The organism is Pseudomonas sp. 478 (assembly GCF_003254125.1).
Classification (GTDB): Bacteria; Pseudomonadota; Gammaproteobacteria; order Pseudomonadales; family Pseudomonadaceae; genus Aquipseudomonas.
The window spans coordinates 134,171-149,169 of record NZ_QKZG01000011.1; the positions used below are offsets into that span (position 1 = coordinate 134,171).

The following is a 14,999-nucleotide window of genomic DNA, read 5'->3' on the forward strand; positions in this document are numbered from 1 at the left end:
AATCCTGTGGGAGCGGGCTTGCTCGCGAATGGCAGCACCGCTATTCCAACATCTTGCCAAGCAACCAGCTCCCCGCCGGCCCTGGCGGATGCAGCCGCGACCACAGTGCATCGACGAACACCGGTTTCGGCCAGCCGCGCACGTCCAGTTCCAGCAACGTCCCGGGCCCAAATCGCTCCACCAGCCACCGGGGCAACGGCGCCCAACCGAATCCGCCCTGAGCCATTTCCAGCAGCATCAGGTAACTCGGCGCCGACCAGACGCGCCCCTTCGAACGGCTTTCATACGGATTGACGATCGTCGCCAGACGCAGCTCCCGGTGTTGTCGCAACACGTCCTGATCAATGTGGCTCAGCGCCGCCAACGGATGCTTGCGGGACACGAACAAGGCAATCTCGGTCCGTTCTTCCACGGTCGAACTGACCAGGTCCGGCGGGTAACTGTCTTGTTTTTCGGCGAAGGCCACCTGCGCCCGACCCCGTTGCACCAAGGCCACCAGGTCGTCGCACTCGGCGATCAGGCATTCAAGTTCCAGGTCCGGATAACGCTGCTCGAAGGCGCTGAGCGCCGCTTCGAATCGGTCGGACTGATACGTATCGGAAATCGCCACGGTCAGCTTCGGCTCGACCCCTTGGGACAGTTGGCTGGCGGTCATTTCCAGTCGGCTGGTGGCGGCCAGAATGTCCTCGGCCCGTTGCAGCATCACGTGCCCGGCCGGGGTCAGGCTCGGTTTGCGGCTGCTGCGGTCGAACAGCGTCAGGTTCAAGTCGATTTCAAGGCTGGCCACGGCGGCGCTGATGGTCGACTGACTGCGGCCCAGTTTGCGCGCCGCGGCGGAAAACGAGCCTTGAGTCGCGGCCTGAACGAAGGCCTGCAACACTTCTTGAGAGGCCATGAACTATCGCCTTGATCGATGGTTATTGGTTATGAAGTATCGGTGTGAAGCAGGATCATGGCAACCACAGTCACTCAGAGGAGTCTGGCCATGAGCGCCAACAAATCCATCACTGAACGTATTTTCCAGGCCATTGGTTTCGAATTGCTGGCCATCCTGATCTGTACGCCGCTGCTGGCGTGGATCATGGACAAACCGATGCTCGACATGGGTGTCGTGACCATGGCTATCGCGGCACTTGCCCTGGCCTGGAACGTGGTCTTCAACGGATTGTTCGACCGTGCGCTCAAACACTACAACCTCGTGCGCAACGCGTGGGTACGTGTTGTCCATGCGCTGTTGTTCGAAGGTGGACTGGTCGCGGTGGGCGTGCCGTTGATTGCCTGGTGGCTGAACGTCAGCCTATGGCAAGCGTTCCTGCTGGATATCGGCGTGCTGCTGTTTTTCCTGCCGTACACCTACGTCTACCACTGGGTCTATGACGTGGTGCGCGAGCGGTTTGTCATGCGTCAGTCTTGCGAAGCTTAAAAGCAAAGATCGCAGCCGGAGGTTGCGATCTTTTGATCTTTGACGGGGTTACTTACAAAAACATCCCACCCGACGCTTCCACGCGTTGCCCGTTGATCCACTGACTGCCCGGCGCCAGCAACAGCGCAATCGCAGCACCGATGTCATCCGGCTGACCGACGCGCCCCAACGCGGTATTGCTGGCGACATAGCTGTTCACGTCGCTGTTATCACGCACCGTGCCGCCGCCGAAATCGGTTTCGATCGCCCCGGGCGCCAGGGTGTTCACGCAAATGCCGCGCGCACCGAGTTCCTTGGCCTGATAACGCGTCAGCACTTCCATCGCGCCTTTCATCGCCGCGTAAGCGCCGTAACCCGGCAAGCTGAAGCGGGTCAGACCGCTGGAAACGTTGAGGATACGACCACCGTCAGCCATCAGCGGCAGCAGGTTCTGGGTGAGAAAGAACGGCCCCTTCAAATGGATGTTCATCAGTAAATCGAACTGGGCGACGGTGGTGTCAACGAAGTTTGCATGCAGGCCGATGCCGGCGTTGTTGAGCAGAAAGTCGAAGTGCTCGCGATCAAAACGGCTGCGCAACACCTCGGCGACCTGGGTGGTGAAATCTGCGAAGCCTTCACTCTGACCAACGTCCAGTTGCAGCATGACGGCGCGACCGCCGAGGCTTTCGATTTCTGTGACCAGTGTTTGTGCCTCTTCGGCGCGGCTGTTGTAGGTGCCGATGACGTCGATGCCTTGGGCTGCCAGATGCAGGGCTGCGTTTTTGCCGAGGCCGCGGCTGGCGCCAGTGATCAGTGCGATTTTACGGTTCATGGGACTTCCTCAAGGAGCAGTAGGTGATGACGTGGAGGAAGTTTATTTATCCGTCCTGAAGTGATAAACAGGCTTAAATCGGAATCACTGGTCGGTTAATCCGAACAATACAGGTCGGCCCATGAACAAGCTGGAACTGCTGCGTACCTTCGTTCGCGTCACCGAGATGTCGAGTTTTACCCTCGCCGGTGAAAGCCTGGGTTTGCCCAGGTCCACCGTGTCCGAGCACGTCCAGGCCCTCGAAATATTGGTCGGCACGCGCTTACTGCAACGCACCACGCGCAAGGTTCAGGCGACTCAGGACGGCCTGGTGTTGTACGAGCGCAGCAAGGATTTGCTGTCGCACATGGACGAAATCGAAGGGCTGTTCCGTCAGGACGAAGCGTCGCTCGTTGGGCGGATTCGCATCGACATGCCGAACATTCTGGCCCGTCGGGTGGTGATGCCGCGTCTGCCCGAGTTCATGGCTCAGCACCCCAATCTCGAGCTGGAGATCAGCAGCACCGACCGCCGGGTCGATGTGCTCAGCGAAGGGTTTGATTGCGTGGTGCGAGTCGGCGCGCAACCGGATCAATCGGTGGTCGCGCGTCACCTCTGCGATTTCACCATGGTCAACTGCGCCAGCCCCGATTATCTGCGGCGTTATGGCGTGCCTGAACGGCTCGAAGACTTGACGCAGCATCGGCTGGTCCATTACGTCGGCGTATTGGGTTCGCGGTCGGAGGGCTTTGTGTACGAGCAAGAGGGCACGTTGCATCGAGTGCCGATGGCGGGCAGCGTCACGGTCAACAGCACCGATTGTTACGAGTCGGCGTGCCTGGGCGGTTTTGGTTTGATCCAGGCGCCGCTGACGGGCATGCAGCCGCACCTGCTCAGCGGCGAGCTGGTGGTGGTGCTGCCGCAATTCAATGCGCCATCCATGGAGGTTTCGCTGCTCTACGCCCGGCAACGGCATTTGCCGTTGCGGGTCAGGGCGTTCATGGATTGGTTGGGACACGTCATCCAGTCCGCTACCTGACTCATTTTGAAACCAGCATCAAACCCATGTGGGAGCGGGCTTGCTCGCGAAGGCGTCGTGTCAGTCGGCGTTAATGTTGCCTGACAGACCGCTTTCGCGAGCAAGCCCGCTCCCACAGGTACTGCTGCGTATCAGAAGAGTTGGGTGAACAGCCAATACAAACTGCCCGACAACAGAATCGCCGCCGGCAAGGTCAGCACCCAGGCCATCAACAGGTTGCGGATGGTCTTCATCTGCAAGCCGCCGCCGTTGGCGACCATGGTCCCGGCCACCCCCGAAGACAGCACGTGAGTGGTCGACACCGGCAGGCCGAACATGTCCGCTGCGCCGATGGTCAGCATCGCGACGGTTTCCGCCGAGGCGCCTTGCGCATACGTCAGGTGGGTCTTGCCGATCTTCTCGCCAACCGTCACCACGATACGTTTCCAGCCGACCATGGTGCCCAGCCCCAGAGCGATGGCCACCGCGATTTTCACCCACAGGGGAATGAACCGCGTGGCGTTGTCGATCTGCTGCTTGAACAGTTGCAGCTTGTCGTTGGTGTCGGCGTCGAAGTTGCCGACCTGGTTTTTGTCCATCAGGCGAATGGTTTCGCTGGTCAGGTACATGTCGTTACGCACGTTGCCCATGGCCTCGGCCGGGACCTTTGCGAGCGAGCCGTAGCCTTTCACTTCGTTCCCGATAGTGCCGGTTAACGCGGCGAGAGCGGGGATCAGTTGTGGTGAGGCTTCCTTGCTGCGCATGTAGTCGGACAGCACCGCGCGAGGATCGGCAGGCGCTGGCAGCGGCGTACTTTTGACCAGCGCTTGCTGGGTGACTTCGGCCACAGCGGCAAACTGCAGCGCCTGGTCCGCTGGCATGGTGCGGTTCAGCGCGTAAGCCATCGGCAGCGTGCCGACCAGAATCAGCATGATCAGGCCCATGCCTTTCTGGCCATCGTTGGAACCGTGGGCGAAGGACACGCCGGTGCACGTCAGGATCAACATGCCGCGAATCCACCACGGTGGCGGAGTGTCGCCCTTCGGTGCTTTATACAGCGCACGATTCTTCACGAAAGCCCGCAAGGCCAACAGCAACAGCGCGGCAAACGCGAAGCCGATCAGCGGCGACAGCAACAGTGCATAACCGACTTTGGTTGCCTGCGCCCAGTCCACACCGCTGGTGCCGTCGCGACCGTGCATCAGGGCATTGGCCACGCCGACCCCGATGATCGAGCCGATCAGCGTGTGCGATGAAGACGCCGGCAAGCCTAGCCACCAGGTGCCGAGGTTCCACAGGATCGCGGCGATCAACAGGGCGAAGATCATCGCGAAACCGGCGGAGGAACCGACTTGCAGAATCAGCTCCACCGGCAGCAGGGCGATGATGCCGAACGCCACCGCGCCGCTGGACAGCAGCACCCCGAGGAAGTTGAAGAACCCGGACCAGGCCACCGCGAAATTAGGCGGCAAGGAGTTGGTGTAAATCACCGAGGCCACAGCGTTGGCGGTGTCGTGGAAACCGTTGACGAATTCAAAGCCGAGGGCAATCAGCAGCGCCACGCCCAACAGCAGAAACGGCGTCCAGGTGGTCACCACGGTGCCGAGTTCGTTCATGTCGTGCATCAGGCTGTAGGCGGTGAACAACAGCCCGCTGCCCAGCACCGCGAAGAAAATCACGATGGTCAGCAGGCCGGGTTTTTTATCGAGTTGCGGTTTGGCGCTACTGGCGGGCGCCTGGGCGGCGGTGAAGGAAGGAGTCGCCATGACGGACAATCCTGAGAAGAGAAGGAATGTCGCCCATGATCGTTGCTGAGTGTTACAAAGAGGCTGCGTTGGATCAGTGTTTGGGGCTATTTGTGTATCCGTTGATCTGATCAGTTTCGGACTGGGTGGTGACTGTGCTGCCGTCTTCGCGAGCAAGCCCGCTCCCACACGTGTACGCAGATTTTGTGCCCGGCAGCGATCTAGTGTGGGAGCGGGCTTGCTCGCGAAGGGATGTAAGTCGTACTCAATAATCCTGGCGCTTACGAAACGCCCATCGCCCGGCGATCACGGTAAACGTCGCGACCAACGCCACCAGAATCCAGAACCCTTCCGGGTCGCCGGAAAGCGGCACCCCACCGACGTTCATGCCGAAGAACCCGGCGATGATGTTGATCGGCAATGCCAGCACCGTGACCACGGTCAGGGTGAACAGCGTGCGGTTGCTCTGCTCGTTGAGGTTGGCGGCGATTTCTTCCTGCAACAGCTTGATCCGTTCGCCCAGCGCCGTGAGGTCGTTGATGATCAGCGCGAACTCCTCGGTGGACTTGCGCAGCTCCTTGACGTCTTCCTTTTGCAACCACTGTGGCGGGCGGTTGAGCAGACGCAGCAACGAGCCCGGTTCCAGCGCCAACAAGCGTTGCAGGCGCACCAGCACCCGTCGGTTGGCGCCCAGCTCAGCCCGGTTGGTCGACAGCCGCGAGGACAGCAACTCATCTTCGATCTGATCGACACTGAGGCTGGTCTTGCGCACGATCTGGGTCAGCACTTCACCCTGATCGCGCAGCAGATGCACCAGCAATTCCAGCGGCGAGCGAAAGCACTCACCGGCCTTCACCGACGAGCGCAGCTTGTCCACCGAGTGCAGCGGTTGCAGGCGTGCGCTGACGATCAGCCGACTGCGGGCGCAGACCCACAGCGTCGAAACATCTGAAGAAACCATGCTGCTGAGATTGAACACCACGTCGTTGACCACCGCCAGCAACGCTGAATCCACATGCTCGATGCGCGTCGAACGCGAACCTTCATGCAGCGCTTCGAAAAATTCGTCGGGCAATTCCAGATGGCTTTTCATCCAGCGCTCGCATGCGGCGTGGGCCAGGTTCAGGTGCAGCCAGAGAAATTCGTCGTTGTCGCCGGGTTGTTGCAGGCACTGCAACGCCTTGGCCGAATCGAGCTCAAGGCCGCGCTCGCCGGGGCGAAAACTGAAACCGTACAGCAGACCGAACAGGTCCGTGTCGCGATGACTTTGGTCGATGCTGTGGTTCATGGGGTCTCACTGTGAGGAGGCGCCTGTCGCGGGTTTCACAGGTTCACTTGAGCCGCATCATCGCAAGGAGTTTTGACGGTTTTGTGACGGTTGTCCGCGACGGCGGCGTTGTTGCAGGCGTTGCAGGCGTTGCAGGATGAGGGGGGCAATACTTCCGGTTCCTTGGTCAGTACGAGCGCTTAACTCCGTGTTGGAAGACTGAACGTAAACGTCGTGCCCTGTTGCGCGGTCGAGACCACGTCCAGTTTTCCGCCATGGGACTGCGCAATCTGACTGGCAATGTACAACCCCAACCCGAGGCCGGTCCGCGGTGTTCCGCTGGCCGGTCGCGAGTAAGGCCGGAACAGATGGGGCAGCGCATCCTCGGCAATCAGCCCCTGATTTTTCACGCTCAGCACGAACTGTCCTTTATTGATTTGCGCGCTGATGTCGATCGGGCCGTCGGGATCGCCATGAGCAACTGCGTTCGCCACCAGATTGGAGAGTAACTGCGCGACCCGCTCGCGATCGCAATGAACGCCGCGCAGGTCGCCGATGGACGATGCAATGGTGCGGTCGGGATGGATGCTCTGAACCTCTGAAATCACATGCCGCAAGGCATCCGCGAGATCCGGGCACGGCTCGATGTTCACGGGAATGCCACGGCCCAAAGCGCCGCGAGCGAAATCCAGAACGTCATCGACCAGTTTGGTCGCACGACGGGCGCTGGTGAGGATGTTCCGGGCCCGCTGCAGATTTGCCGCATCGGGTAGTTTGCGCAGGAGCATTTCGGCGCTGGCGCTGATGGCGAACAAAGGGTTGCGCAGATCATGCCCGAGCACGGCGATGAACTGTTCGCGCAGTTCGGCGGTTTCCCGTTCCTGCTTCAGCGCGGCTTCGGTCTTTTGCAGGTTTTCTTCGGCTTCGATCTGCAACGCCAGCATTCGGGCGAAGGATTCCATGGTGCTCTGGATCGTGCTGGATTTGAGCGGCGCAGGGTTGGGGTCAAGGGCGCAGATGGTGCCGAAAAAGCGTCCGTCGGTGCGGAAAATCGGCACGGCGATGTAGCTTTCGAACTGATAGAGGCGAGGGGTGTGGTGATCGCGGTAAAGCGGGTCTTCACTGGCCTTGTCGATGACCACCGAATGATGTGCCTGGCGAATTTCATGGCACAGGGTCGTGGCAAGATCCAGCTCACCGCCGACCTGCATGCCGAAATTCAGTTGGTCGAGCACCGCACACGCCGTCCACGAGTCTTCGGTGACCCGGGCCACGGCGACGAAGCGCAGGCCCGTCAGTTCACGGACCACTTGAAGAATCGCCGGCACCGCCCTGATCCGACCGATCGTGGCGATGTCTGCTGCCGCTGCTTGCCCCATTTCAAACTATCCCTGCATGAAAAGTGTGTTGGGATTCTAGCGGGCTGACGCCGTGTTGGCGCGACTTGATTGCCTGAATTTGACGTGCAAAAAAGCCGCGCGATCCGAAGATCGTGCGGCTTGGTGCTTGTGCATCAGGTGTCTTGTTTGTTGCTCAGTACTTTGCCGGTGGTGGCATCGAAATCGACGTCAAATTCTTTGCCGTCAGCGGTTTTCAGTTCCACTTCGTATTCATAGTTATTGAAATGGTTGTCCAGATCCGTGTCGGTGATGGTCGAGCCTGGATGCAGTTTCAGAGCAGTCTCGTTCATTACTTCCAATGGCTTGATCTTGCCGCTTTTGACCAGCTCAGGGATCTGGTCGACGCGCACATCAGCCTGGGCCAGGCCAGCGGTGAGCGTCAGGGCCGCGGCAGTGAACAGGGCAGTCAGGATTTTCATGAAGTTCTTTCCTTGGGTGATCCGTTTAAGTGGGATCAGGTTATCCAGCGCAACTTAATCCACCCTTAATTCCCCGAACGCGACTGGGTATAGATCGTTCACATGTTCATCAGTAACCGTTGTTCTGCAGCAATTGAGCAACACTGGCCGCCGCCGGGCGTTTGTAGAACTTGAGCAGTTCGCTGGCGCGGTTGGTGAAGATGCCGTCGACGCCGGCGTCCATGACTTTCTGGTAATCCACGTCATCGTCGATGGTGTAGACGTGCACCAACAAGCCCTGATCGTGGGTGTACTGGTTCATCCACGGTTGCACCAGGTCCGAGTAACTCTGATCGCCACCCTTGGTCAGCGCAGCAGAAGGGCCGGTGCCGATCGCGCCCTGGGCTTTGGCGTACTCGACCCATTGCTGGAATTCGGCTTTGTCTTTCGGTTGTTGTTTGGCGTAGTAAGTGGCTTTGTCCTTGTCGCCGGACTCGGCAAACGTGACCTTGGATTTTGGCTCGATGCTGCCTTCGCCGACCCACAGCAGGAGGATTTTCGGTACTTTCGGCATTTCCTTCTCGAGCAGTTCGAGGCTGCTCTTCTCGAAGGTTTGCAGCACGACTTTACCTTTGCCCTGGCCAACCGCCAGATCGCTCTTCGCCAGTTTCGAACCCGCCGGGCTCAACCAGCCGCGATCCTGGAGTTTTTCCTTGAGATCGCGCTCGATCCCGGGAAACTGCTTCGGCTCTTTGGTTTCGATGTACAGACCGGGCTTGTGCAGCGGATTGCCTTGGGCAATGTCGATGATTTCGTCCAGGGTCAGGATTTTCAGACCGACGTACGAAGGACGCGCGCGATCCGGGTAGGCCGCGTTGAACCAGCTGCCGGCATCGAGGGTTTTCAGCTCGGCAATGGTGAACTCGTTGGCCGGGCTGTCCTTGCGCTCAGGGAATTTACTGGCGACGTCGGTGGTGCGTTGCAGGTTGTTGTCGTGCAGGGCGAACAGCACGCCATCCTTGCTGCGTTGCACGTCCAGTTCCAGGTAGTCGGCGCCCAGATCGCGGGCCAGTTTGTAGGCGGCGGCGGTGGATTCCGGGGCATCGAAGGACGCGCCACGGTGAGCGATCACGGCCGGATGCGGGATGCCCGTGCGGGTTGCCAATGCGGTGGGGCTTGGCTCGCTGGCGGCCTGTGCCTGGCCGAGGCCCAGCATCAGACTCAGCAACAGGGCGCTCTTGGTGAAGGTAACAGGCATGGTCGAGGTCCTTTCGCAGATTTTCAAAGACGTATCTTTTAACAACTGAGCGCCGCTTGCGCTATCGCCGGACCGACATAAACGTGTTTAAAGCAGTTTTTTCAGCGCTTTTGTGCGCTTCTTTGCAGTACTCTTGGCACCGGCAGTTACCCCGGCAGAGGGAACGCCCATTCGTTTGCCCTGCGTGTAAACCATTGATCACCGGTCCTTTGCGACCTTCTGTGAGGTTTATCATGCGCATCACTTCCGAGCTCATCTGTCAGGCCGCCGACCAACTCAAAGGCTTCGTCGGCCTCAATCGCAAGACCGGCCAGTACATTGTTCGTTTCAGCGAAGACGCCTTCGGCATGGACGTGGCTGACGACGGCATTATTCCCACCAGCGAATTCGTCTGGGCCCCAGGTTCCGCGCAGGCCATGACACTCAAGCGTGAGTTGATTCAGTTGTTGCTGGATCAGAACATCGATGACCGGATCAACATCACCGAGCCGTTGCGGGTGTACATGAATCGGCGGGAAGTGCCGGAGATTTCGGCGGTTCGCAGTTTGGTGCAGGGCTGAGTTTTGCGGTGAATGTGCGGGCCTCTTCGCGAGCAAGCCCGCTCCCACATTGGATTTGTGTTGATGCACAGATCAAATGTGGGAGCGGGCTTGCTCGCGAAGACGGCCGGAAGAGCGCCGCATCATTTACTGGTTGAACGCATACGCCCGCTCAACCTTGCACACCCGCGTATGACAAGACGAATACCAGGTCGACCGCCCGCGCTCGCGAATCTCACTGTGCTCGGGATGATGTTTCCACGCCAGAATCGCCGCTTCGCTGGCCCAGTAGGACACCGTAATCCCGAGCCCGTCTTCACCCCGAGCCGATTCCACCCCCAGGAAACCGGGTTGCTCACGGGCCAGTTCGACCATGCGCGTGGCGGCTTGCTCGTAACCGTGATCACCGTCGGTGCGCAGGGAGGTAAAAATCACCGCGTAGTAAGGCGCTGGCGCAGTCTTGGCGATCATGACTTCTGCCCCTTGCAGGCTGCGATCAACGCACGGACCAGCGGCGGCAGCGTGCCCTTGAGGGCTGCGCGTTCAGGTTGGAACAGCGTTGCGACGAAGAACGGATGCCCTTTGAGTTCCACCGCCCGTAAGTCACCTGAAGCATCGTGGCCAACAGCGCACAACTGTTGGCTCAACAACTCACGTTCGAACGCTGGATTAACGCCGTAGCGACAGCGATAGCCTTCGACAATCTCCGCGCTTTCGTACGCCTCGGCGATCAACGAGCCTTCAACCAGATGAATGCTGTCGACGGCTTCTACCAGCGAACAGGTCAGTGGCGTGAGCAGCGCTCGCGCCGCGTCCGGCGATATTTCACCGTGTTCGGCATCGTCCCAGCCCAGAACATTTCGGGCGTATTCGAGTACGGCGTGTTGAAAGCCGCCGCAGGTACCCAGGAACGGCCGTTGCTGTTCACGGGCAAAACGAATCGCCCGCAACGCACCGTCCATATCGCGGTAAGGGCTGGCAGGCACGCACCAGAAACCGTCGAAATCAGCCAATGGCGCATCGGCGCTGATGCGGTCGGTGGCCAACCATTGGAACTGCACGTCGGTGTTCGCCTGTTCAGCGGCCATGCCGAGGGCGACGGGAATGGCCTGGTGAGCGGTGACGTGCGGGTCGTAATCGCCGATCAGGGCAATGCGAATTGGGCGGGTTTCCATGAGTGAGCTCCACGCTTGTTGATTCCTGGCACCCACTATAGATTGGCGTTCACGCACTCAATATTGGCGTTATCCCAATTGATCAATGCACCGATGCACTATCGACTGGATTACCCCGACCTGTCCCTGATCCTCGCGCTGGTGCGCGGCGGCTCTCTGGCCCGGGCATCTACGCTGTTGAAGGTCGACGTCTCGACCGTATTTCGCGCCGTGCGCCGACTGGAAGCCGCGCTGGGCCAGCAACTGTTCGAAAAAAGCCGCGCCGGCTACTTGCCCACCACCTTGGCGCAAACCCTGGCCGAGCAGGCTGAGCGGGCCGAACAGGCGCTGGAGGCGGCGCGCATTGGCGTGGAGCAGGGCGGTGAAGTCATCAGCGGCACGGTGCGCCTGACCTGCACCGATTCGGTCTTGCAAGGCTTGCTGCTGCCGGCGTTGGCGAAGTTCATGCCTGGTTACCCGGCGCTGACCATCGAGTTGAGTACCTCCAACGACTTCGCCAACCTCAGCCGCCGGGATGCCGATATCGCCTTGCGCCTGACTCGAACGCCGCCCGAGCACTTGGTGGGGCGGCGATTGGCCCAGGTGTCCTATCGAGTCTGTGCCAGTGAGGCGTATCTGAAATCGGTCGATTCCGAAGACTTGGGGTCGCTGACCTGGATCGCCCCGGACGACTTCCTACCCGATCACCCCACCGTTGTGTGGCGCCGTCAGCAGTTGCCCGGCGTTACCCCGGGTTATCGCTGCAACAGCATGTTGTCGGTGACTGAGCTGGTGCGGGCCGGGCTCGGTGTCGCGGCATTGCCGGACTTCCTCATCGGTGACGGGCTGCAGCCGTTGAGCGAGCCGTTACACGGTTACGACACGGCACTCTGGTTGCTGACCCGCCCGGACTGCCGCGCCTTGCGCTCGGTGGTGACGTTGTTCGATGAGTTGGGGCGGGCGCTTCGATTGCCTTGACCGAGCGCTAAACCTTCGGTTGATCCTTGTGCACGAAGTGCTGATGCATTTCTGAGGTCAGGCTTTCGATGCGTTCGGTGAGGGCCTTGGTCATTTCGGTGAGCCGGGTGTTTTGCTCCAGCAACTCCAGCAGTTGCGCGGTGTTCTGCGCCGCTTGCGCCTGGCGCTCACTGTTGGCCACGGCCAGTGCTTCGCGATGCAGCGCATCGGCTTCAGACTGGGCTTTGTCACGTGCTGCCTGGCGGGTCTGGGCCAACAGGATCAGCGGCGCGGCATAAGCCGCTTGAAGGCTGAAGGCGAGGTTGAGCAGGATGAACGGGTAGAGATCGAAGTGGGCCACGCCGAACAGGTTGAGGCAAATCCATACCACCACGATCAGCGTCTGCGCCCCGAGAAAGGTCGGCGTGCCGAAGAACCGCGCAAAGGCCTCGGCACGCAGGGCAAACTTGTCGTTGCCAAAGGTAGGCGCCAGGTGGGCGTGGGGGCGATGAAAGCGCAGGTGGTCAACTGGGGGGTGGGCGGGTTTTGTGTCGGAAGTCGTGGTGGTCATGGTGCTCTCTGCATGGCGCTGGGACTGAGGCTCACTATAGCCCCAGCGCCAGTTTCATTCTGAAACACATTACGGTGTTTTTTTCAGCGCCACCGATCACTGCTCAAACAGCGGACATTGTCATTTATTGCAACTCGATTTAGAGCTGATAGCAGGCCAGAAACATGTCCAGCGCCGACTCCACAACAGTGGTCTGCATCTCGGCTGACAAGCCGGGTAGCCCCATGGAAATCTGTGGCCAGAACGCAAAGGATTTGAGCATTCCCTGAATCTGTTGTGCGGCGAATTCGGGGGCGACCGGTCTCAAACGACCATCGGCCTGGGCGGCGCGGATCCATACGGTCAGGCCTTCTTCGCGCTCACCCATTCGGCACACCATATTTTGGGCGCGCTCAGGGGAATGGATGGTGGCGGCAATGGCCACTCGCGCCAGGTCGAGAAAGTTGTCATCGCCCAGCATCTGCATTTTCGCCATCAGCATCCGGCGCATCTGGTCGCGCAGCGGCAGGTCAGGATGGTAGGGCGTTTCCTGTTCAGCCGTCACCCGCGCCCATAATTGATTGAGGATTTCGGCGAACAACTCTTCCTTGCTGGGGAAATGGTTGTACACCGTGCGCTTCGACACGCCGGCGGTGGCAGCGATCTTGTCCATGCTGGTGATGTCGAAACCGTTGGCACGGAATTCGGCAATCGCCGCCTGAATGATGGCTTCGCGTTTTCGGTCGGTGAGGCGCTGTGGAGCTGTCATAAGTACGCTTTTGGCAGGAAGAAGTGAGAACTACACTTGGCAGTTTACTTGTGATCAGCTTTGATGCAACCTTGAAACTACACTGTGCAGTGTAATGTTTTGTTAATCCTGCACAGTGAAAAATAGAATCTCCGGCTGATGCGTGCGTGCCTTGGCCATTTATCGTCCCGAGCGGAAAACTGCGAATCAGGTGGTTTTCCTGGAGTCATTCAGTCATGGCCACTTCAACTTCCCCTGCGGACAACGCCTCCACGCCTGAAGCTTCCCGTCAGGTAGAAGGGCTCTTTCGAAACCATGCGCTGGCAAAGCGCGAAGGCTTTCGCAAAACCCTGCGCATCATGTGGAACATGATCTTCCACAAACCGCATAACACCCGTCCGACGGCGCCTGTCCCGGTACAAACCCTGACTCAAGCAGCGTTGATCGCCGCCCCCAACCACAGCGTTTACCGCCTCGGCCATTCCACCGTACTGCTGAAACTGCAGGACAAATTCTGGATCACCGACCCGGTCTTCGCCGAACGCGCCTCACCCGTGCAATGGGCCGGCCCCAAGCGCTTTCACCAGCCGCCGATCAGCCTCGAAGAACTGCCGCCGATTGAAGCGGTGATCCTGTCCCACGATCATTACGACCACCTCGATTATCAAGCGGTGCTCAAACTGGCGGACAAGGCCAAGTACTTCCTCACGCCGTTGGGCGTGGGCGACACCCTGATCAAATGGGGCATCGACGCCAGCAAGGTCCGGCAACTGGACTGGTGGCAAGGCACTGAGGTCGACGGTATTCAGTTCATCGCCACACCTTCGCAGCACTTTTCCGGTCGCGGTCTGTTCGATGGCAACAGCACGCTGTGGGCCTCATGGGTGATGATCAGCGGTGACACGCGAATCTTCTTCAGCGGCGACAGCGGTTATTTCGACGGCTTCAAACGCATCGGCGAACAGTACGGCCCGTTCGACCTGACCCTCATGGAAACCGGTGCCTACAATGTTGAGTGGCCGCATGTGCACATGCAGCCGGAGCAAACCCTGCAAGCGCATATCGACCTCAAAGGCCGGTGGTTACTGCCGATTCATAACGGCACCTTCGATTTGTCGATGCACGCCTGGTACGAACCCTTTGACCGCATTCTGGCGTTGGCCTGGGAGCGGAATGTTTCGATTACCACGCCGCAGATGGGGCAGGCGTTCAACGTGATGTATCCGCAGCGGGGTAGCACTTGGTGGTCGGAGTTGGAAAGTGTTGGCGATCAGGTGGAACCTCAGAACGCTTGATGATGTGAAACCGGGCTGCTTACCCTGTAAGCGGCCCGGGCCGACACCTCACTCAACCATCGCATAATCCGCCCGCCCCACCGGATCAGGCGTTGTCCCTTTCACATTCATCCCTCTCCCCGGCGCAAACCCCGGGAAGAACACCAACCCCTCCGATTCAAACCGATAAGCCAACGCCAGACGCGTAACATCCAGCACATCGCGTTCATCCTCAAATCGCTGAATAGCGTCGACCGAAACCCCGGATTCCCGAGACAGTTCCTCCACACTCCAACCCAGCATCGCTCGGGCCTGAACGCTATGCGCGGGGGTGAATTGGAAAAGGGCGATACGTTCCAGGGTGATTTTCATCGCAAGAGAGGCCATGGTGTTCTCCGGGCTCAAGAGTGCTGATTCAAAATGTACTGTGTTTTTGTACAGTTGTTTTGAGCTCGAATCAAACTCATTTTTTGATCGG

17 protein-coding genes are annotated in these 14,999 nt (G+C 59.5%); 5 read left to right on the forward strand and 12 right to left on the reverse strand.

Annotated elements, in window-relative coordinates; genetic code table 11:
• Nucleotides 1–40: 40 nt before the first annotated feature.
• Nucleotides 41–895, reverse strand: a complete 855-nt coding sequence (locus tag DFS28_RS22550; RefSeq protein ID WP_111451501.1) for a LysR family transcriptional regulator — start codon at nucleotides 893–895, stop codon at nucleotides 41–43.
• A gap of 90 nt (nucleotides 896–985) precedes the next feature.
• On the opposite strand from DFS28_RS22550, the gene DFS28_RS22555 reads away from it, so the two are divergent.
• Entirely contained in the window at nucleotides 986–1,423 is a 438-nt protein-coding gene (locus DFS28_RS22555; protein WP_111451502.1) for a multidrug/biocide efflux PACE transporter, read from the forward strand.
• A gap of 52 nt (nucleotides 1,424–1,475) precedes the next feature.
• On the opposite strand, the gene DFS28_RS22560 is transcribed toward DFS28_RS22555, so the two are convergent.
• On the reverse strand, nucleotides 1,476–2,234 hold the full coding sequence (locus tag DFS28_RS22560) for an SDR family NAD(P)-dependent oxidoreductase (RefSeq protein WP_111451503.1): 759 nt from the start codon (nucleotides 2,232–2,234) through the stop codon (nucleotides 1,476–1,478).
• 121 nt (nucleotides 2,235–2,355) lie between these two features.
• On the opposite strand from DFS28_RS22560, the gene DFS28_RS22565 reads away from it, so the two are divergent.
• Nucleotides 2,356–3,252: a LysR family transcriptional regulator gene (locus tag DFS28_RS22565; protein WP_111451504.1), complete on the forward strand. Its 897-nt coding sequence runs from the start codon at nucleotides 2,356–2,358 to the stop codon at nucleotides 3,250–3,252.
• A 131-nt stretch (nucleotides 3,253–3,383) separates the two neighbouring features.
• Here the strand turns inward: DFS28_RS22565 and DFS28_RS22570 are convergent, their stop codons facing one another.
• From DFS28_RS22570 to DFS28_RS22590, 5 genes are all read right to left on the reverse strand, one after another.
• Complete coding sequence (locus DFS28_RS22570) at nucleotides 3,384–4,997, reverse strand: inorganic phosphate transporter (protein ID WP_111451505.1); 1,614 nt, start codon at nucleotides 4,995–4,997, stop codon at nucleotides 3,384–3,386.
• 244 nt (nucleotides 4,998–5,241) lie between these two features.
• Nucleotides 5,242–6,264: a transporter gene (locus DFS28_RS22575; RefSeq protein WP_111451506.1), complete on the reverse strand. Its 1,023-nt coding sequence runs from the start codon at nucleotides 6,262–6,264 to the stop codon at nucleotides 5,242–5,244.
• 179 nt (nucleotides 6,265–6,443) lie between these two features.
• A complete protein-coding gene (locus DFS28_RS22580; protein WP_111451507.1) occupies nucleotides 6,444–7,622 on the reverse strand; it encodes a GAF domain-containing sensor histidine kinase in 1,179 nt (392 codons plus the stop codon).
• Between the two features lie 134 nt (nucleotides 7,623–7,756).
• Nucleotides 7,757–8,062: a PepSY domain-containing protein gene (locus DFS28_RS22585; protein ID WP_111451508.1), complete on the reverse strand. Its 306-nt coding sequence runs from the start codon at nucleotides 8,060–8,062 to the stop codon at nucleotides 7,757–7,759.
• 109 nt (nucleotides 8,063–8,171) lie between these two features.
• Complete coding sequence (locus tag DFS28_RS22590; protein ID WP_111451509.1) at nucleotides 8,172–9,299, reverse strand: glycerophosphodiester phosphodiesterase; 1,128 nt, start codon at nucleotides 9,297–9,299, stop codon at nucleotides 8,172–8,174.
• Nucleotides 9,300–9,532: 233 nt separating this feature from the next.
• On the opposite strand from DFS28_RS22590, the gene DFS28_RS22595 reads away from it, so the two are divergent.
• Nucleotides 9,533–9,859: a DUF2025 family protein gene (locus DFS28_RS22595; RefSeq protein WP_111451510.1), complete on the forward strand. Its 327-nt coding sequence runs from the start codon at nucleotides 9,533–9,535 to the stop codon at nucleotides 9,857–9,859.
• 126 nt (nucleotides 9,860–9,985) lie between these two features.
• Here DFS28_RS22595 and DFS28_RS22600 read toward each other — a convergent pair whose 3' ends face one another.
• Nucleotides 9,986–10,309, reverse strand: a complete 324-nt coding sequence (locus tag DFS28_RS22600) for an antibiotic biosynthesis monooxygenase (protein ID WP_111451511.1) — start codon at nucleotides 10,307–10,309, stop codon at nucleotides 9,986–9,988.
• Nucleotides 10,306–11,013 (reverse strand): CTP synthase, encoded by a 708-nt coding sequence (locus DFS28_RS22605; protein ID WP_111451512.1) that lies wholly within the window; start codon nucleotides 11,011–11,013, stop codon nucleotides 10,306–10,308. Before DFS28_RS22605 ends, DFS28_RS22600 begins: the two co-directional genes overlap by 4 nt.
• 15 nt (nucleotides 11,014–11,028) lie before the next feature.
• Between DFS28_RS22605 and DFS28_RS22610 the strand changes: the two genes are divergently transcribed.
• Nucleotides 11,029–11,970 carry a LysR family transcriptional regulator gene (locus DFS28_RS22610; RefSeq protein WP_111451513.1) on the forward strand — a complete coding sequence of 314 codons (942 nt, stop codon included), beginning with the start codon at nucleotides 11,029–11,031 and terminating at the stop codon, nucleotides 11,968–11,970.
• 7 nt (nucleotides 11,971–11,977) lie between these two features.
• Here DFS28_RS22610 and DFS28_RS22615 read toward each other — a convergent pair whose 3' ends face one another.
• Together DFS28_RS22615 and DFS28_RS22620 are read right to left on the reverse strand one after the other, a co-directional pair.
• Nucleotides 11,978–12,520: a DUF1003 domain-containing protein gene (locus tag DFS28_RS22615; RefSeq protein ID WP_111451514.1), complete on the reverse strand. Its 543-nt coding sequence runs from the start codon at nucleotides 12,518–12,520 to the stop codon at nucleotides 11,978–11,980.
• A 139-nt stretch (nucleotides 12,521–12,659) separates the two neighbouring features.
• A complete protein-coding gene (locus DFS28_RS22620; protein WP_111451515.1) occupies nucleotides 12,660–13,268 on the reverse strand; it encodes a TetR/AcrR family transcriptional regulator in 609 nt (202 codons plus the stop codon).
• 215 nt (nucleotides 13,269–13,483) lie between these two features.
• Here DFS28_RS22620 and DFS28_RS22625 point away from each other — a divergent pair, with 215 nt between their 5' ends.
• On the forward strand, nucleotides 13,484–14,542 hold the full coding sequence (locus tag DFS28_RS22625) for an MBL fold metallo-hydrolase (RefSeq protein WP_111451516.1): 1,059 nt from the start codon (nucleotides 13,484–13,486) through the stop codon (nucleotides 14,540–14,542).
• 48 nt (nucleotides 14,543–14,590) lie between these two features.
• Here the strand turns inward: DFS28_RS22625 and DFS28_RS22630 are convergent, their stop codons facing one another.
• The gene (locus DFS28_RS22630; protein WP_111451517.1) at nucleotides 14,591–14,908 is read right to left on the reverse strand and encodes a helix-turn-helix transcriptional regulator; all 318 of its coding nucleotides are present in this window, start codon (nucleotides 14,906–14,908) and stop codon (nucleotides 14,591–14,593) included.
• Nucleotides 14,909–14,999: the final 91 nt, after the last annotated feature.

Bases quoted from the DNA above. Each gene is read 5' to 3' on its own strand.
- DFS28_RS22555 (WP_111451502.1), top strand. From the start codon at position 986: ATGAGCGCCAACAAATCCATCACTGAACGTATTTTCCAGGCCATTGGT.
- DFS28_RS22575 (WP_111451506.1), bottom strand. From the start codon at position 6,264: ATGAACCACAGCATCGACCAAAGTCATCGCGACACGGACCTGTTCGGT.
- DFS28_RS22570 (WP_111451505.1), bottom strand. From the start codon at position 4,997: ATGGCGACTCCTTCCTTCACCGCCGCCCAGGCGCCCGCCAGTAGCGCC.
- DFS28_RS22630 (WP_111451517.1), bottom strand. From the start codon at position 14,908: ATGGCCTCTCTTGCGATGAAAATCACCCTGGAACGTATCGCCCTTTTC.
- DFS28_RS22605 (WP_111451512.1), bottom strand. From the start codon at position 11,013: ATGGAAACCCGCCCAATTCGCATTGCCCTGATCGGCGATTACGACCCG.
- DFS28_RS22595 (WP_111451510.1), top strand. From the start codon at position 9,533: ATGCGCATCACTTCCGAGCTCATCTGTCAGGCCGCCGACCAACTCAAA.
- DFS28_RS22620 (WP_111451515.1), bottom strand. From the start codon at position 13,268: ATGACAGCTCCACAGCGCCTCACCGACCGAAAACGCGAAGCCATCATT.
- DFS28_RS22625 (WP_111451516.1), top strand. From the start codon at position 13,484: ATGGCCACTTCAACTTCCCCTGCGGACAACGCCTCCACGCCTGAAGCT.
- DFS28_RS22590 (WP_111451509.1), bottom strand. From the start codon at position 9,299: ATGCCTGTTACCTTCACCAAGAGCGCCCTGTTGCTGAGTCTGATGCTG.
- DFS28_RS22580 (WP_111451507.1), bottom strand. From the start codon at position 7,622: ATGGGGCAAGCAGCGGCAGCAGACATCGCCACGATCGGTCGGATCAGG.
- DFS28_RS22585 (WP_111451508.1), bottom strand. From the start codon at position 8,062: ATGAAAATCCTGACTGCCCTGTTCACTGCCGCGGCCCTGACGCTCACC.
- DFS28_RS22565 (WP_111451504.1), top strand. From the start codon at position 2,356: ATGAACAAGCTGGAACTGCTGCGTACCTTCGTTCGCGTCACCGAGATG.
- DFS28_RS22600 (WP_111451511.1), bottom strand. From the start codon at position 10,309: ATGATCGCCAAGACTGCGCCAGCGCCTTACTACGCGGTGATTTTTACC.
- DFS28_RS22560 (WP_111451503.1), bottom strand. From the start codon at position 2,234: ATGAACCGTAAAATCGCACTGATCACTGGCGCCAGCCGCGGCCTCGGC.
- DFS28_RS22550 (WP_111451501.1), bottom strand. From the start codon at position 895: ATGGCCTCTCAAGAAGTGTTGCAGGCCTTCGTTCAGGCCGCGACTCAA.
- DFS28_RS22615 (WP_111451514.1), bottom strand. From the start codon at position 12,520: ATGACCACCACGACTTCCGACACAAAACCCGCCCACCCCCCAGTTGAC.